This window comes from Janthinobacterium sp. GMG1 (assembly GCF_034427795.1).
In the GTDB taxonomy this organism is placed as follows: domain Bacteria; phylum Pseudomonadota; class Gammaproteobacteria; order Burkholderiales; family Burkholderiaceae_D; genus Janthinobacterium.
Genome location: NZ_JAXQNT010000010.1, coordinates 129612 through 145859 on the forward strand (window position 1 = coordinate 129612; position 16248 = coordinate 145859).

Annotated in this window: 13 protein-coding genes; 4 read left to right on the forward strand and 9 right to left on the reverse strand. The window is 65.1% G+C overall.

Going from position 1 to position 16248, the window contains the following annotated elements; genetic code table 11:
* Nucleotides 1-112: 112 nt before the first annotated feature.
* The 3 genes from SJI03_RS23195 to SJI03_RS23205 form a co-directional block, all read right to left on the reverse strand.
* Nucleotides 113-1015: a VirK/YbjX family protein gene (locus SJI03_RS23195; RefSeq protein ID WP_099377318.1), complete on the reverse strand. Its 903-nt coding sequence runs from the start codon at nucleotides 1013-1015 to the stop codon at nucleotides 113-115.
* 165 nt (nucleotides 1016-1180) lie between these two features.
* Entirely contained in the window at nucleotides 1181-2533 is a 1353-nt protein-coding gene (locus SJI03_RS23200) for a HAMP domain-containing sensor histidine kinase (RefSeq protein WP_322428766.1), read from the reverse strand.
* Nucleotides 2526-3212 carry a winged helix-turn-helix domain-containing protein gene (locus tag SJI03_RS23205; protein ID WP_099377320.1) on the reverse strand — a complete coding sequence of 229 codons (687 nt, stop codon included), beginning with the start codon at nucleotides 3210-3212 and terminating at the stop codon, nucleotides 2526-2528. The genes SJI03_RS23200 and SJI03_RS23205 overlap by 8 nt, the downstream gene beginning before the upstream one ends.
* Before the next feature lie 257 nt (nucleotides 3213-3469).
* On the opposite strand from SJI03_RS23205, the gene SJI03_RS23210 reads away from it, so the two are divergent.
* From SJI03_RS23210 to SJI03_RS23225, 4 genes are all read left to right on the forward strand, one after another.
* Nucleotides 3470-4240: a DUF481 domain-containing protein gene (locus SJI03_RS23210; protein ID WP_322428767.1), complete on the forward strand. Its 771-nt coding sequence runs from the start codon at nucleotides 3470-3472 to the stop codon at nucleotides 4238-4240.
* A 13-nt stretch (nucleotides 4241-4253) separates the two neighbouring features.
* Nucleotides 4254-6128, forward strand: coding sequence for an esterase/lipase family protein (locus tag SJI03_RS23215; protein WP_322428768.1), 1875 nt, complete (start codon nucleotides 4254-4256; stop codon nucleotides 6126-6128).
* 124 nt (nucleotides 6129-6252) lie between these two features.
* Nucleotides 6253-6897: a hypothetical protein gene (locus SJI03_RS23220; RefSeq protein ID WP_322428769.1), complete on the forward strand. Its 645-nt coding sequence runs from the start codon at nucleotides 6253-6255 to the stop codon at nucleotides 6895-6897.
* 40 nt (nucleotides 6898-6937) lie between these two features.
* A complete protein-coding gene (locus SJI03_RS23225; RefSeq protein ID WP_322428770.1) occupies nucleotides 6938-7579 on the forward strand; it encodes an RES domain-containing protein in 642 nt (213 codons plus the stop codon).
* An 11-nt stretch (nucleotides 7580-7590) separates the two neighbouring features.
* Here SJI03_RS23225 and SJI03_RS23230 read toward each other — a convergent pair whose 3' ends face one another.
* The 6 genes from SJI03_RS23230 to SJI03_RS23255 form a co-directional block, all read right to left on the reverse strand.
* Nucleotides 7591-8586 carry an HD domain-containing phosphohydrolase gene (locus tag SJI03_RS23230; protein ID WP_322428771.1) on the reverse strand — a complete coding sequence of 332 codons (996 nt, stop codon included), beginning with the start codon at nucleotides 8584-8586 and terminating at the stop codon, nucleotides 7591-7593.
* 13 nt (nucleotides 8587-8599) lie between these two features.
* The gene (locus SJI03_RS23235; protein WP_322428772.1) at nucleotides 8600-12307 is read right to left on the reverse strand and encodes a PAS domain S-box protein; all 3708 of its coding nucleotides are present in this window, start codon (nucleotides 12305-12307) and stop codon (nucleotides 8600-8602) included.
* A 359-nt stretch (nucleotides 12308-12666) separates the two neighbouring features.
* Nucleotides 12667-13323, reverse strand: a complete 657-nt coding sequence (locus SJI03_RS23240) for a hypothetical protein (RefSeq protein ID WP_322428773.1) — start codon at nucleotides 13321-13323, stop codon at nucleotides 12667-12669.
* The gene (locus SJI03_RS23245) at nucleotides 13320-13688 is read right to left on the reverse strand and encodes a hypothetical protein (protein ID WP_322428774.1); all 369 of its coding nucleotides are present in this window, start codon (nucleotides 13686-13688) and stop codon (nucleotides 13320-13322) included. Before SJI03_RS23245 ends, SJI03_RS23240 begins: the two co-directional genes overlap by 4 nt.
* 74 nt (nucleotides 13689-13762) lie before the next feature.
* The gene (locus SJI03_RS23250; RefSeq protein WP_322428830.1) at nucleotides 13763-14623 is read right to left on the reverse strand and encodes a TonB-dependent siderophore receptor; all 861 of its coding nucleotides are present in this window, start codon (nucleotides 14621-14623) and stop codon (nucleotides 13763-13765) included.
* A complete protein-coding gene (locus SJI03_RS23255; RefSeq protein ID WP_322428775.1) occupies nucleotides 14521-16221 on the reverse strand; it encodes a TonB-dependent siderophore receptor in 1701 nt (566 codons plus the stop codon). The genes SJI03_RS23250 and SJI03_RS23255 overlap by 103 nt, the downstream gene beginning before the upstream one ends.
* Nucleotides 16222-16248 lie beyond the last annotated feature (27 nt).

The following is a 16248-nucleotide window of genomic DNA, read 5'->3' on the forward strand; positions in this document are numbered from 1 at the left end:
GGGGTGACTGGCTTCAGGTTAACAACGCCAGCAAGTATACGCCGATCACGCCGATTGCGCCGGGCTGCACGGCAAAAAAGCCGCGCAGGTCAAGAAACCCCGCCCGGAGCCGTCATTGCGCGTGCAGCAGGGCCGACACTTGCCAGCGCATGTCCGCCGCCATCTGCACCAGCATGGCGCCGCGGCGGCGCGCGTCCGCCCGCTTTTTCGACGGCACCAGCTCGATATCCGGCATCCGGCAAGGGCCGCAAGGCAGGCGGTAATTGCCGTCGCTGGTGGGCAGCGCATGCAGTTCCCGCCACGCCAGGTCGTAGTCGCACGAGATATGCCGGCGCCGGCGCCAATTCAGCGCGATGCGGTTGGCGTTGCTGACCAGGTCAAGGTGGCCGCAACCGAAAAAATCGCCCAGGTCGCGCAAGGCGGTCACCATCAGGTTTTTCGGCCGGCAGCCATGCAGCGCCCGCGTGGCCTCTTTCACCGCCTGCGCGCCGGCAGGCGAGCGCAAACCCTGCAAGGCGCCCAGCTGGATGACGGCGCCGCCAGGCTGGGGACGGAACAGGAAACTGGCCAGGTACAGCGGCACGCCGTCGCGAGTCAGGCGCAGGCACAGCTCCCCTTCGCGGTGGCTATCGTGGATGGCCGTCAGCTGCAAACGGTAGGTGCCGCCATCCTTGCCCTCGATGGCTGCCAGCACCAGTGCGCGCCGCGCCGCGTATTCCACCAGCGCCCGTGCGCCCGCCTGCCACAGGAAACGGTAATGGCCGCACAGCAGGTCCACCCTCGCCGCGCAGCCCAACCGGCGGCTGGCGTAGGGACGATAAATCTTGTACAGCAGGCTGGGATGGGCTTGCGCCAGCGCCGCCAGGCCCGGCGTGCCGACGATGACCGCTTGCCAGCGCGCGCGCTGCACGGGAAAGACGATGGCGCCCAGCGCGGCCTTGAGGCGGTGACCATGCTGGCGCAGTGGCACCTGCTGCGGCGCGGCGTTGTCGCCGGTGGCGGTAAATGTATGCATGAAAACAGCTCTACGACGTGTCGGAACAGGCAAGCCGCGGCAGGCCGCGGGCAGCCCGGAACAGGCGGCTGCGCGCACGCAGCCGCTCTACGCCGGGTAGAACGGATGATAGGGGGAGGCGAAAATGAAGGGGGTTACAAGTTGGTAATGTGCCGATACGCCATGCTAGCGCAGCAGCCGCAAACGCAAGCGCAAGCCCGGCGCCGCATCCTCGATCTCCAGGCTGCCGCCATGCAGGGCCGCGATGGCCGCCACGATGGACAGGCCCAGGCCATTGCCGGGCAAATGGCGGCTCTTGTCGAGCCGGTAAAAACGCTGCGTCAGCTTCGGCAATTCTTCCTTTGGTACGCCGGGGCCGTTGTCGCGCACGGCCAGCCAGCTACCCTGTTCATCGCTGCCGGCCGACACCTCCACCGTGGCGCCCGGCCCCGCGTACTTGATGGCGTTGTCGACCAGGCTGGCCAGGGCGCTGCCCAGCAGGTTGCGGTCGCCGCGCGCCGGCACGCCCTCGCCATACATCTGCACCAGCAGCACGCCCTGCTCGTCGGCCGTGGCTTCGTACATTTCCACGATGTCGGCGCCGATCTGCTGCAGGTCGATGTCATCGAAATTCTCCGGGCGCATGCCCGATTCGGCCGCCGCGATCTGCAGCAGCTTGTCGAACACGCGCGTCAGGTCGTCGATATCGTCGATGGCCGCCTGCGCGGCGCTCTCGTAGCCGGCCACGCCCGGCTGCTGGCGCAAGGCGCCATCGAGCTTGTTGCGGATGCGGCCCAGCGGCGTGCGCAAGTCGTGCGCGATGGCGTTCGACACGTGGCGCACGCCTTCCATCAAGTGTTCGATGCGGTCGAGCATGCGGTTGATGTCGCGGCTCAGCAAGCCGAATTCATCCTCGCTGGCGACAGGAATGCGCCGGCTCAGGTCACCGGCCTCGATTTCTCCCGCCGTGCGGCGGATCTGGCCGATGCGCGCCTCGAGCTGGCGGCGGAACAGCCACGCGCCCGCCACCACCAGCAGGATGGCCACCCCGCCGCCATAGGCCAGCGAGCGCAGCACCAGCGAGCGGATCGACTTGCCCTCTTCCATGTCGCGCCCGACGAACAGGCGCGCGCCGCCCTCCAGGTCGCGGATCAGCATGCGCGCGGGCACCCGGCGTCCTTCGCGCGTGACGTCGCGGTGCAGCAAGCGGCCCACGGGGCTGTCCGCGTCGGGCCAGGACGACAGATTGCCCGCCACGCGGCGGCCATCGGCGCCCACCAGCAAGAAGATCTCCGTGTCGCTGTCGGTGCGGTCGGTCAGCAGATGGGCGATTTCCGCCGTCGTGCGGCTGCTGTCACCCTGCTGGTACAGCGCGGCGAGGCGCTCCGAGAGCAGGGTCAGCTTGCGGTCCACGCTGCGATCGAGCACGCCGATGGTGCCGAAATAGAAGACGGCGCAGACGATGCTGATCGAGACGACCACCAGCACGCCATAGCCGAGCGCCAGGCGGGCCGCGATCGAGCGGTGCCAGTTACGCACTGTCGATCACGCCCAGGGTGTAGCCAACGCCGCGCACCGTGTGAATCAGCGGCGGCGAAAATTCCTTGTCCACCTTGGTGCGCAAACGGCTTACCTGCACGTCGATGACGTTCGTCTGCGGGTCGAAATGGTAGTCCCACACGGCTTCGAGCAGCATGGCGCGCGTGACGGACTGGCCCTGGTGGCGCATCAGGTATTCCAGCAAGCGAAATTCGCGCGGCTGCAGGGCGATTTGCCGGTTGGCGCGCGTCACGCGCATGGTGCGCATGTCGAGCACCAGGTCGGCCACCTGCAGCTGCGTCGATTCGGGCACGGGCGCGGCGCGCCGCAGCAGTGCCTCGATGCGCGCCAGCAGTTCGGCGATGGCGAACGGTTTTGACAGGTAATCGTCGCCGCCGCTGCGCAGGCCGCGCACGCGTTCGTCGACGCTGGACAGGGCCGACAGCACCAGCACGGGCGTGTTGCGGCCCAAGCCGCGCAGGCGCGCGACGATGGCCAGGCCGTCGATCTCGCCGGGCAGCAGCCGGTCGAGCACCAGCGCATCCCAGTCTTCGCCGCAGGCCAGGCGCATGCCGTCGATGCCATTGTCGCAGGCGGTGACGTCGTGGCCAGCCTCGCGCAGGCCGGCACAGATATAGCGGGAAGTTTCAGCTTCGTCTTCGATGACCAGGCAGCGCACGGGAGTTCCTTGTAAAGATCGGGACAGCAAACATGCGCAGCATACGCCAGGCGCGCGCCACTTGCCAGCCCCGCCGCGTGCGGCGCGCGATGACAGGGTCGGGTACAATACAGCCTCGACAATGTTTGGCCGCGCCCGCGCGCGCATGCTGATGTGCGCATGTTTTCGGCGCCTCCCGGCTTGCCGCGGCCTGCAAACCACCACTGCCACTAACGAATATCAGGCGCGCCTGGCGCGCGCCAAAAACCAATACAGCCATGAAATCGACCCACTCTCTCGCACTGGCGCTGGCCATGACCTGCGGCAGCGCCGCCGCCGCAGACACCAAGCAAAGCATGCTGTTCGATGAAATCCCCATCGGCAGCTGGAGCACCTCCGCCGAACTGGGCGCCATCACCACCTCGGGCAACACGGTCGGCACCTCCGTCACGGGCAAGATCGACGCGCGCCAGGAACTCGATGACTGGAGCAACCAGTACATCTTCAGCGGCTACTTCAAGGAAGACGAAACGACCAACGACGACGGCGAAAAAGTGCGCGAACGCTCGGCCGAACGCTTTTCCGCCTCCGCCAAGGCCGCCTACAAGCTGATGGCCGACCATGAAAAACTGTTCGTGCTGGCCTCGCACGTGAACGACAAGTTCGGCGCTTACACCAAATACTCGACCCTGGCCGTCGGTCATGGCTCGCGCTGGTACCAGTCGAGCGACAAGAGCGTCGACGTGGAAGTCGGTCCTGGCTATTTCAGCGGCACCAACGACGCGGGCGAATCGGAACACGGCCTGACGGTGCGTGGCGCGGCCGCCATGAAGTGGAAGATCAGCCAGTCAGCCATGTTCACCCAGACGGTCAGCGTGGAACGGGGCACCTCGAACACGCACTCGATCGCCGAAACAGCGCTCAGCACGAAAATCAACGGCACCATGCAGATGAAGGCCGCCTTCAGCGCCCGCAACGACACACGCGTACCGGATGACAAGAAGAACACGGATACGCAAACGTCGCTGACCCTGGTCTACTCGTTCTAGGCGCGCACCGGCCATGCTGATGCGGCGTCTGCGCGTATGCGCCCTCCTGTGCGCGGCGGCGCTGCTGAGCGGCTGCGCCGCCGTCACCGTCAGCGCGATCTCGCCGGCCGACTACCTGCAGCAGCGGCGCGGCGACATCCTCACCACGGGCAAACTCAGCGCCTCGGCCAGCGAGGTGCTGCGCATCATCGGCAGCGACATCGCCGCCTGCGAAGCCAATACGGGCAGCTGCCGCGCCGACCTGGCCCGTTCCGAGCTGCTCAGCGACGAGCAGCGCCTGGCCACCCTGTCCGAACTGTGGCTGGAAAGCGCGCTGGCGGAAGAAAAACAGGGCGGCCACCCGAGTGCGGAAACGCTGGCCGCCTGGCTCGAATCGGCCCGCTATGCGTATGCCTACCTGTTCTACACGACGCGCACGCCGGGCCAGCGCGCCTTCGAAGAACGCCAGACGCAAATCCGCGACTACTATAACTATGCCGTGCAAAAAGCCGTCGGCAACCTGTTCCGCCACCGGGGCGAATACCGCCCGGACGGCCATGTGATCCGCGTCGCCGGCTGGCAGATCGACAGCGAATTGTCGGCCCTGCGCCTGCCCGACGACGGCACCCTGCCGGAAGAACTGCTGCCGGCCACCTCGCTGTCGTTTTCCGGCCTGCGCAATGTGTACCGGCGCGACGGATTCGGCGCCGACCTGGTGGCCGTCATGCCCAAGCCCCAGGCGTCGAAAGGCGAGTATGTGCCCTATCAGGAAACCCGCTTCCCCGTCGTCACGGCGCTGATCCGCTTCGACGGCAACAGCCTGCAGGAAGTGCTGGCCACGCAGCAGCTGCTGGTGATGCTGGTCGACCCGACGCGCAGCGAATCGACGCGCATGGCAGGCCAGGAACTGCCCGTGGCCGCCAATTTCACGGCCGGCTATGGTTTGTGGCTGGCCCGTTCCGGCTTCGGCGTGCAAGCGCTGCGCACGCTGTTCGGCCGCGCCGACGGCATCTCGCGCCCGCAGGTGCACCTGATGCAGCCCTACGACCCGAACAAGCGCACCATCGTCATGCTGCACGGCCTGGCCAGCAGCCCGGAAGCGTGGATCAATGTGGCGAATGAACTGATGGGCGACGAACAGCTGCGCCGCCGCTACCAGATCTGGCAAGTGTACTACCCGAGCAATGCGCCGCTGGCGGCCAACAACGCCGCCATCCGCAAGGCACTGAACGCGACGCTGGCCCAGTTCGACCCTTCGGCCAAGGCCGACGCGGCCAACGACATGGTCTTGATCGGCCACAGCATGGGCGGCGTACTGGCGCGCCTGATGGTCTCCGATGCCAGCAACACCCTGCTCGACGCCATCACGGAAGAATACAATTTGAAGGGCAAGAAGGCGGAAAAAGTGCGCGCGGGCCTGGCGCCTTACCTGAATTTCACGGCCATGCCGCAAGTGAACCGCGCCATCTTCATCGCCGCGCCGCACCGCGGCACCTCGTTCGCCAACCACAAGGTGGCGCGCTGGATCGCCAACCTGATCACACTGCCCATCAACATGCTCGACCAGTTGTCCGACGCGGCCGGCAGTCTGGCCCAGCTCGACACGGGCAGCAGCGAACCGCTGCGCATCCCCAACAGCATCGATAACCTCAGCGACAAGGACCCGTTCGTGCGCCTGGTGGCCGACCTGCCCATCAGTCCGAACGTGCACTACTACTCCATCATGGGCAACGACACGCCGGAGCTGCCCCTGGCGGAATCGAGCGACGGCGTGGTGCCCTACGCCAGCGCCCACCTCGACAGCGCCCTGTCGGAAAAAGTCATCCCTTCGTGGCACAGCGTGCAGGAAAGTCCGCAGGCGATTCTGGAGATACGGCGGATTTTGCGCATGCCTGACACCTTGCCCTGATGCACTTAGCATTCTTTCCGCATGCTTTATCGCTGGATACGAAAGTTACATCGCATGATAAAGTTGCGAAATATGAGAATCTTGTATATAGTGTTCTTTACCACGCTACTGCAAAGGAATCATCATGACAGCGCATCTGCATCACGATACTCTGGCGCCCGAGCTTCAGGCATTAACGGATAACGACCTGCGGGTGGTGGAACAATTCTCGCGCCTCGTGACCGCACAGCTCGACATACTGGCGCAAGGGCCCGAGCGCCCGCGCCTGATCGACCTGGCCACACGGGCGCTCCATGAGGCGCGCGCCTCGCTGGGCGCCCCGCCGCCGCTCACGCCGCTCCAGCTCCCAGGGTCAAAACTCAAGGTATCCGATGTCATCGGACAAGGATGGGTGGAACTGTCGCAGGCGTCGCTGTATCGCGCGGTGGAAAACAATCGGTTTTATTGCGTGACGCCCAAGGGGCGCAGTATCGGCAAGGAATTTCCTGCATGGCAATTTGTCCAGCCCGTACCGGAACTGATCTCGCCGGTACTGGCCATCCTTGCCGACCAGCCCAGCAGTGAAATCCATGCCTTCTGGGTCAGTGGTGCAGACGAACTCAACGAACTGTCGCCAGCAGAGATGCTTGCGGGCAAATCATTCGAGACGCGGGCCGAGGTGCATTCCAGTCAGCAAGCGCTGCTGGACCTGCCGGCAAACGAGAGATTGCGCAAGGTGCTTGCGGTGGCGAAATGGCAGCATAGGGGGATGGCTGACATCGTAGGTTAACATGCAACTCGGACATACAACGTCCCCCGTCCCGCCGGACATGGCTGCGCGCCTGCCGGCATTGACATCGCTGCGCGTTGAATTATTAAGCAATCTTGCCACCCATCAAGCAGGCCAACCCTTGGTACGCGCAGCGTGGAACGTGGCATCCGTCTGGCCCGCGAAGGTCGAACGCACCTACCGCTTCGGCCCGCCCGCCGAGCTGGCCGAGCGGGACGGTTTCCCCTATCACTGGGTATATATTGCGGATGACGCCTACACGGCAGCATGGGAAGCCCAGCTTTGCCGCAACGACGTCACGCGCCCGGGCACGTTTTACATCGCGCATGGCGCGCAACAAGCGCTGATCGCGACCTTGTCATTCAGCGCCCCGCTGCAATTGCTCGATCTGACAGGGCTGGCCGCCAGCCGGCTGGGCATCTATGATCAATTGCGCAGCCCCGATCACGGCTGGTGCCAATGGCTGGGCTGGCAGCTGGATCAGATCATCGCACAGGAAGCCGGCGCGATTCACGGTTTCATGTATCCATCGCGCCGCCAGCCCGGCAAACTAGCTTATGGCATTTCATCGCGCCACATGGCAACCTTGGGCCAGGCCATGGCGTGCTCACAGCTGCCATTCGGCGACACTGAGGCATACTCACGCTTGCTGTGCGATCGCCTGCGCGTGGATCCGCCCTGACCTGAGGCGCCCTACACCGGCTCGCGCCACTTGTCCTTGATCTCCAGCATCGCTGGCAGCTGTTCCACAAACAGCGCCAGCAGGTCCGGGTCGAAGTGCGTGCCGCTGTCGCGCTGCATGGTGGCGATGGCTTCGTCGATGGTCCAGGCGCGCTTGTACGGGCGTTCGCTGGTGAGGGCGTCGAAGACGTCGGCGATGGCGACGATGCGGCCTTCGTGGGGGATTTCCTCGCCTTTCAAGCCTTGCGGATAGCCGCTGCCATCCCATTTTTCGTGGTGCGTCAGGGCGATGGTTCGCGCCATTTTGAGCAGGCCGCCCGCGTGCTCGCCGATGATGGCCGCGCCGATTTCCGCGTGGCGGCGCATGACTTGCCATTCGTCCGCATCGAGCTTGCCCGGCTTTTGCAGGATGGCGTCGGGGATGCCGATCTTGCCCACGTCGTGCATGGGCGCCGCATTCAATAAATCTTCCGCCCTGGCGACGCTGTAGCCGGCCGCCAACGCCAGCTGGCGCGCGTAATAGCTCATGCGGATGACGTGCATGCCCGTCTCGTTGTCCTTGTATTCGGCCGCCTGGCCCAGGGTCTGGATCACCTGCAGGCGCGAGCGGCGCAATTCCTCGGCGTCCACCAGCGACAGATGCGTGCGCACGCGGGCGCGCACGATGGGCGGGCTGACAGGTTTCGTGATGTAGTCGACGGCGCCGGCGTCGAAACCGTCCGCCTCGTCCTTCACGTCGCACAGGGCCGTCACAAAAATGACGGGGATGGACGCGGTGGCCGGCATGGCCTTCAATTGGCGGCACACTTCATAGCCCGTCATGGCAGGCATCATGATGTCAAGCAGGATCAGCTCGACGGGATTGTTCTGCGCCAGTTCCAGCGCCTTCTCGCCATCCTTGGCATACAGCAGGCGGTAATCGTCCTGCAAAATCTGGCGCAGCACCTGCAGATTCGTCGCTTCATCGTCGACCAGCAGCAGGATCGGTTTGTCTTCGTGTAAGGTCATCGTTAGCCCAGTATCAGGAAAGGTCGGCAGGCGCTGGCGTTTCCAGCCACGCCAGCAGCTGGCGCAGCACGCCCGCGGCGCGTGCAAATTCAAAGTCATCGATGGCGCTGGCCAGCGCCTGCAGGCGCGGCTGCTGACCGTGCGGCGCCAGCATGGCGGCAATCTGCGCCATCAAGGCGTCGTCCAGCTGTCCGCCTTCCAGGCTGGCGATGGCTTGCCGCAGCAAGGCGCCCGCAGCGGAGGCATCGAGGGGCGCGCTGGCGGCCGGCGCCGCCATGGCCACGACGGGCAGGCCCACCTCTTCCAGCTCGCCGGCCAGTGCCATGAAGGCGGCCGCCAGCTGCACCAGCAATTCCGTCACCGGCAACTGGCGCGCGATGGCTTGCTCGATGCGTCCCAGCAGGCTTTCAAGCTGCACCAGGCACAGGTTGCCCGCCGCGCCCTTGATACGGTGCAGCAGATGGCCGGCCACGCTGCTGCCGCCGCGTTCCAGTTCCGCCGCCAGCATGGCGGCGCAATCGCCATTGGCCTGCACGAAACGGCCAATCGCGCGCTGCAAGGCTTCGCGTCCGCCCCACAGGGCGATGCCGCGCTGCCAGTCGACCTGGCCGGACGCCACTCTCGCCGCCGCGCCCGATGCCGGCGGCGGCATGGCCACGGCGATATCGAGCAGGCGGGCGATTTCCGCCGTCAGCTTGTGCATTTCCAGCGGCTTCGAAGCAAAGCCGTTCATGCCGGCCGTCTGCGCGGCGCGCCGGTCCTGTTCCAGCACGCTGGCCGTCAGGGCGATGATGGGTGTCGCCTTCAGGCCCTGCTCGCGCTCGAACACGCGGATCAGGCGCGTCGCTTCCAGGCCATCCATGCGAGGCATCTGCACGTCCATCAGGACGATGTCGAAACTGCCCTTGCTGAACTCGCGCACGGCGCTCTCGCCATCGCTGGCGGCGATCACCTGGTGGCCGGCCGCGCCCAGACTGATCAACAGCAGCTCCACGTTCTGCGGCACGTCGTCGGCCGCCAGGATGCGCAGCGGCGGCAAGGCCACCACGGGCTGCTCGCTGCGGCGCGCCACGGCCTTGCCCGGCGCCAGCGGCAGCAGCACGTGGAACACGCTGCCCACGCCCAGAGTGCTTTCCACCGTGATGGTGCCCCCCATCAGCTCGACCAGCTGCAGCGAAATCGTCGTGCCCAGTCCTGTGCCGCCAAAGCGCCGGCTCATCGAGGAATCGGCTTGCGTAAACGGGGCAAAGATTTTATCCAGGCGGTCGGCCGGGATGCCGATGCCCGTGTCGTGCACGGCGATATGCACCTGCTCGCCCTGCATGTCGACAGCCACGCGCACATGGCCCACTTCCGTGAACTTGACGGCGTTGCCGATCAAGTTCGTCAGCACCTGCTGCACCCGGCGCGCGTCGCCCAGGAAGAACTGGCCCATGCCGGGATCGACATCGACATGCAGCACCAGGTCGCGCGCATGCGCCGTGACGCGCAGGGACGCGGCCACGTGATCGACCAGGTCGGGCAGCGAGAAGTCCACCAGTTCCAGCTCGGTGGCGCCCTTTTCCAGTTTGGCCGTGTCGAGGATGTCGTTGAGCAGCTCGAGCAGCGAACGGGCGGACTGGCGCACCGTGCCCAGGTGGCGGCGCTGCAGGCTGTCCAGGGCGGTCCCCAGCAGCACTTCCGTGAAGCCGATGATGGCGTTCATCGGCGTGCGGATTTCATGGCTCATGTTGGCCAGGAAGCTGGTCTTCGATTCGGCGGCCAGCTCGGCGCGGTCTTTCGCTGCGCGCAGGTTTTCCTGCATGGCGCGCCGTTCGCTCACGTCCGTGGCCAGCTTGACCACCTTGAACGGCTTGCCGTCCGTGTTGAAGATCGGGTTGTACGAGGCCTGTATCCACACTTCGCGGCCATCCTTGCCGATGCGCTTGTACTCGCCCGTATTGAATTCACCTTGCGCCAGGTGCTGCCAGAATGCGATGTAATCGGGCGAGGTCACATAGCCCGCCTCGCAGAAAATGCTGTGGTGCAAGCCCAGCACGTCGTCGAGCCGGTAGCCGACCAGGTCGAGGAAGTTCTGGTTGACCGCCAGGATGCGCCCCTGCAGGTCGAACTCCGCAACGGCCGTCGCGCGCGAGATGGCCGTCACCTTGCCTTCGTATTCGGCGTTGCGCAATTCGCTTTCCGTGATGTCGAGGATGACGCCGTCGATCCAGCGCACCACGCCGTCGTTATCGAGCACGGGGCCGCTGCTTTCGCGCACCCAGCGCTCGCGCCCGTCGCGGTGGATCATGCGGTAGACGTTCTCGAAGTCGCGCTTTTCGCCGGCCGCCTGCACGCAGGTGTCGTTGACGCGCTGGCGGTCGTCCGGGTGCACCAGGTCGAACAGCCTGACGCGCCCTTCGGCGAAGTCCTGCGGCATCCAGCCCGTCAGGTTGAAAACGGCGTCGCTGATGAAGATCATCTTCCATTCGGGCGCGAAGCTGCAGTGGAAGGATACGCCGGGGATATTGCGGATCAGGGTGCGGTACTGGCGCTCGCTGTCTTTCAGCGCCTGCTCCATGCTGCGCGACGTGCGCATGTCCGTGACAAACGCCACGAACAGGGGCTGGCCAGGCGTGTCGATCTTGCCGATCGCCACGCGCATCGGCAGCACCGTGCCATCCTTGTGGCAGCCATCGAGTTCGCGTCCACTGTCGAGGATGCGCGAGGCGCCCGTTTCCAGGTAGTCGCGCAGATAGCCCTCGTACTCGGCCGCGTCGGCCTGCTGCAGCAGCACGCTGGCGTCGCGCCCCACGATATCCGCTTCGCGCCAGCCGAACAGGCTTTCCGCGGCCGGATTGAACGAGCGCACCTTGCCCTGGCCATCGATGGTGATCAAGCCGTCGGCCGCCGTATCAACGATGGCGCGCAGGCGCGATTCGCTGGCATTCGCATGACGCAGCAGCTGGCGGTAGCGCAGCAAGCCATTCGCGGCGGCCACGAAGACGGTCAGGGTGACGGTGATCAGGGCCACGGCCAGGGCCACGAACGACGCTTGCACCGTGATCGTGTTGTCGCCCGCCGTGGGCGTGCCGGAAAAACGCGCCGCCAGCATGCCCGTGTAATGCATGCCGGAAATGGCCAACCCCATGACGACGCTGCTGACCAGCAACGACGCCAGGGGAGTGAGGCGCAAACGCATGGCGCTCAGGCCGAAGCGTATCCACAGGGCCAGCATGGCCATGACGACCGCCACCACCAGCGACAGGGCGAACAGCCACGGCTGATAATGCAGGGTCAGCGAGGTCTGCATGGCGGCCATGCCGCTGTAATGCATGGAACCGATGCCCACGCCGACGAGCACGCCGCCCACCACCAGCTGGCGCCAGTTGATGCTCGGACGCGCCAGCATGTGCAGCGCCACCCACGAGGCCGCCACGCCGGGCAGCATCGAGAGCAGGGTCAGGCTGGGGTCGAAGGACACGCGCGTGCAGATGTCGAAGGCCAGCATGCCGATGAAGTGCATCGACCAGATGCCGCCGCCCAGCGCGATGGCGCCCGTGATGATGGCCGTCTGGCGCTGGAAGCCGCGCTCGCTGCTGCGCGCCATGCCGGCGATCTGCAAGGCCATGAACGAGGCAAAGATGGCGATGCCGATGGAAAACAGCACCAGCCACGCATTGTGCGTGCCATAGATGTACTGCATGGTATCGGTCGATACGGCAAAGATGGAACTCAGCATACTGTCGTGAACTCAATAGAGTGAAACGTGACGTCGCAAAACATGACGGCGCACCGCGCGCGCCGGCGCCACGCTTTTTACTAAAGCGGCAACACAGCGGAAAAGACAACGGTAGCAGTCGACCAGGGCAAGGCTCGGTCATCACGCCCGCGCCTGCCGCGCGGGGGAAAGGTGCTTTTTACAGAGGGAAAAAGCGGAATGCGTACGAACTCTGGCGCGGATGGCTGGCCGCCAGCGTGACGATGATTTTTTAAAGAGCCATGAGTATAGTTGCTTTGCGAACATATTCATAGGACTTCAGCAATACTATGACAAGAAATGCAATATTCTGAGGTTGCGATGCGACAGCGCTCGTCTGTTCAAGCTGGCGGCCACTGCGCGCGTATGGCGGCAGATGCCTGATAAGTCGGACCGGCACGCACGGCCACAGGGATACCGGCCAGTGTACAGCGGCGGCTCAGCTCGTCCTTGATCTGCCGCAACGACCAGCGCTGCGGCACGGGCAGATCCATGCCCACCACGCGGATCAGCGGACAGTCGCCGAGGGTCGTGTGCAGCAGCAGCTCCACGCGCGCCATCGGCGGCCCGCCGCGGTAGACATTCACGGCGCCCGCGTAGGTGACCACCTCGAGCGCGCGTATCTGCCGCGGCGCCAGTTGCAGCACCTTGTCATGGCCAGGCAGGCGCCGCGTCACCCGGCGCAGCAGCAGGCCGGCGTCGTTGATCTCGACATGAAAAGACAGAGCGGGGCCAGTCAGCACGAACAGGGCGACGATCCATGCGGCCAGCGCCGGCAGGAGCAGTAGCACTGCCTCGCCCGCGTATGCCGCATCGCGCCAGACGGCTTGCCCGACAAAGGCGAGGATCAGGGCGCAGCCGCCCAGCAGCACGCTGCGCCACAGCACGGGACGCAGATTGGCCATCATCGCCGCTTGCGAGCTTGCATCGTCGGCCGGCGCAAAGCGTATCCATTCCGCACGCGCCGGCTTGAAGCGCCTGGCGGGAATGCCGCTCAAGCGTTCTGCGCCAGCATGCCGCGGAACCACGCCAGTTGCTCGCGCGTCAGGTAATTGGCGCCATCGCCATGCAGCAGGACGATTTCGATCTCGGCCGGAATCGAGGCGATCAGCTGCGCGCCCGTGACGGGAATCTTGGGGAAATTGATACCGGCCAGGAAGGCCATATCTTCCGCCACCGTGACGCACTGGCGCTCGGGATTCGGCGACGGCACGAGGAACAGGTCGATCTGCTCGCTTTGCCCGCCGATGACGACGTGCAATTGCGCGGCCAGCAGTTCAGGCAGGATCAGCTCGATGTTATTCTCGGCGCGCGATTGCTGGAAGGCGCTTTTCAGGGGCGTAAGGACAGGGATGGCGGTCATGGCAAAGTGGAAAGATAAAGACGGCGGCAGTGTAGCAGAGGCGCCCGGACGGGCGCGCTCTGCTGGCGCAGCCGCTACATCTTGTAGTTCAGCGAGACAAGCACGCTGCGCGGCGCGCCGTAGCGCTCCAGCCCGCCCGACCAGGAATAGCCGAGCGCCTGGTAGTAGCGGCGGTCGAGCACGTTATCGATATTCACGCGCAGCTGCAGCTGCTCATTGATGCGATAGCCGGCCGTCAGCCCGACGATGGCGTAGCCGCCCTGCCGCGTCAGGTAGGCCGTATCGCGTCGGTAGATCTTGTCCTGCGCATACACGGAGGCGCCCACATTCCATGGCGCCAGGCTGCCGTTCAGCTGCACGTTCGTGTACAGCTTGAACAATTGCTTCGGTTCATCGGTAGCGATGCGCTGGCCGACGTTGGCGGCCACGCTGTCCTTCGTGTACTTGGCCAGCACATAGGTGTAGCCTCCCGAAATCTGCCAGCCCGGCAATGGTGAGCCCGACAATTGCAAGTCGACGCCTTCGCTCTGCACTTGCCCGGCCGCGCGGGCGCAATAGATGGGGCCGCCCGTGGGGCAATTGACTTCATCGGTCATGGCGCGGTTGTTTTGCCGGATGCGGAACAAGGCGCCGCTGGCGTTGAGCCTGCCGCCAAAATATTCTCCCTTGACGCCCACTTCCAGGTTGGTGCCGCTCAACGGCGGCAAGGTATTGCCTTTGACATCGAGCACGCTTTGCGGCTGGAAGATCTGCGTGCCGCTCGCATACATGGAGTGGTGCTGGTCCAGGTCGTAGACGAGGCCAGCGTACGGCGTAAATTTCGCGTTCTCCGTCAGGCTGCGGCGCCACGTCGGATTGCTGGCATACCAGCCCGTGACATCCTGCGCATACCAGCCGAAGCGCCCGCCCAGCACCAGGCGCAGCGGATCGGCCAGGCTGAAGTTGCCTGCCGCGTACAGCCCCTTCTCGTCCGTTTTCGGCCCCAGTTGTACGGCTCAAATGGTGCGCCGTTCATGCGGTAGGCGCGCGGATTCCAGCGGCGGATATCGATCACGCGCGTTTGCGCGCCTTCCCAGCTCTGGGCCGCGTCCGAATCGTCATGGCGGTAGCTGGCGCCGACGATCACGTCATGCTGGCGGCCAAACCAGGTGACGGGGCCACTCAAGCGCCAGTCCGCCACCACTTGTTGCGTGCCGTACTTCCAGCCCGTTTCCGACTGTTCCAGCAGATACGTTTCACCAGCGACGCGGCTGTTGGTGGTATTGCGCGTATCCGAAGAGGCGTCGATATGCGTGATGGCAAAGCGGCTGCGCCAGCCCTTCTCCAGCGTTGTTTCCAGGTCGGCGAAGACGACATTGTTGTCGCGTTTCTGGAAGGAATCAGCATTGTTCAGGAAAGTCGAGCGGGGCAAGTCCATGTGACGGCCATCGGGCAAGGTCGGCAAGCCGACGAACACGCCGCCGGTGCGGCTGTGCTGGCGCGAAAAACCGATGCCGGCCGTGGTCGATGGCGTCAGGTCCGCCTCGACGATCGCATACACGGTGCTGTTCTTGTTGTTGACCACGTCGACGAAGCTGTCGCTGTCGCGCAGGCTGGCCGCCACGCGCCCGCGCACGCTGCCCGAGTCGTTCAGCGCATTGCTGGCGTCCACCGTCAATTGCCGGTCCTTCCAGCTGCCCAGGTGAATGGATGCGTCCAGCAAGGGCGTGGCCGTGGGACGCTTGCGCACCATGTTGATGCTGCCCGACGGCGCGCCCGCCCCTTCCATCAGGCCGGTGGCGCCGCGCACCACTTCCACGCGGTCGTACATCAGCATGTCGGCCGAGACGTTGCGCTCATTGAAATCCGTGACGTCGAGCGGCAAACCATCGACATTCACATGGCTCAAGGCGAAGCCGCGCGCGAAATACCTGGTTTCCTGGTCGGATACGCCCTGCGTCTTGCCATACAGGCCAGGCGTGGCGCGCGCCACGTCCTGCAGGGTGGTCAGATCGAAATCTTCCATTTGCTGGCGCGAAATGACACTGACCGTTTGCGGCGTGTGGCGCTGCGACAGGTTCAAGCCCGTGGCCGTCGACATATTCCTCGACGTGTATAGGCCAGTGCCTTCCGTGGCGCGGTCAGCCTCGGCGCTGACGACCACGGCAGGCATGCTGGTCAGGCCGCCATCGGCCGTGCTGGTATTGATCTTGCGCAACAGGTAATTGCCATTGCCGTTATCAAGCACTTCGAGGCCGCTGCCTTGCAGCAGTTTTTGCAGGCCGGCGGAAACGCCGTGGCGCCCCTGCAAGCCCGGTGTCACCAGGCCGTCAAGCGCCACTCCCTGGGTGGACAGGTTGACGCCGGCGGCGATGGCAAACGATGCCAGTGCGCTGCGCAGGTTGCCGGCGGGAATGCTGTAGTCGCGCTGGCTGGCGGCCGGGCTGGCCTCCGCGGCCAGCGCTGTTTGCGGCAAGGTGGCGCCGGCCGTGCCCACGGCGAGCAGCAGGACCAGCGCGGCGCGCACGGCGCCGGTGGTGGGATGGAGCGTCATGCGTGCTGTTGTCAAACTGCGGTGCTG

Coding starts and splice junctions, on each gene's coding strand:
- SJI03_RS23230 (WP_322428771.1), bottom strand. CDS start 8,586: ATGACCTTACACGAAGACAAACCGATCCTGCTGCTGGTCGACGATGAA.
- SJI03_RS23255 (WP_322428775.1), bottom strand. CDS start 16,221: ATGACGCTCCATCCCACCACCGGCGCCGTGCGCGCCGCGCTGGTCCTG.
- SJI03_RS23215 (WP_322428768.1), top strand. CDS start 4,254: ATGCTGATGCGGCGTCTGCGCGTATGCGCCCTCCTGTGCGCGGCGGCG.
- SJI03_RS23225 (WP_322428770.1), top strand. CDS start 6,938: ATGGCTGCGCGCCTGCCGGCATTGACATCGCTGCGCGTTGAATTATTA.
- SJI03_RS23195 (WP_099377318.1), bottom strand. CDS start 1,015: ATGCATACATTTACCGCCACCGGCGACAACGCCGCGCCGCAGCAGGTG.
- SJI03_RS23210 (WP_322428767.1), top strand. CDS start 3,470: ATGAAATCGACCCACTCTCTCGCACTGGCGCTGGCCATGACCTGCGGC.
- SJI03_RS23220 (WP_322428769.1), top strand. CDS start 6,253: ATGACAGCGCATCTGCATCACGATACTCTGGCGCCCGAGCTTCAGGCA.
- SJI03_RS23235 (WP_322428772.1), bottom strand. CDS start 12,307: ATGCTGAGTTCCATCTTTGCCGTATCGACCGATACCATGCAGTACATC.
- SJI03_RS23245 (WP_322428774.1), bottom strand. CDS start 13,688: ATGACCGCCATCCCTGTCCTTACGCCCCTGAAAAGCGCCTTCCAGCAA.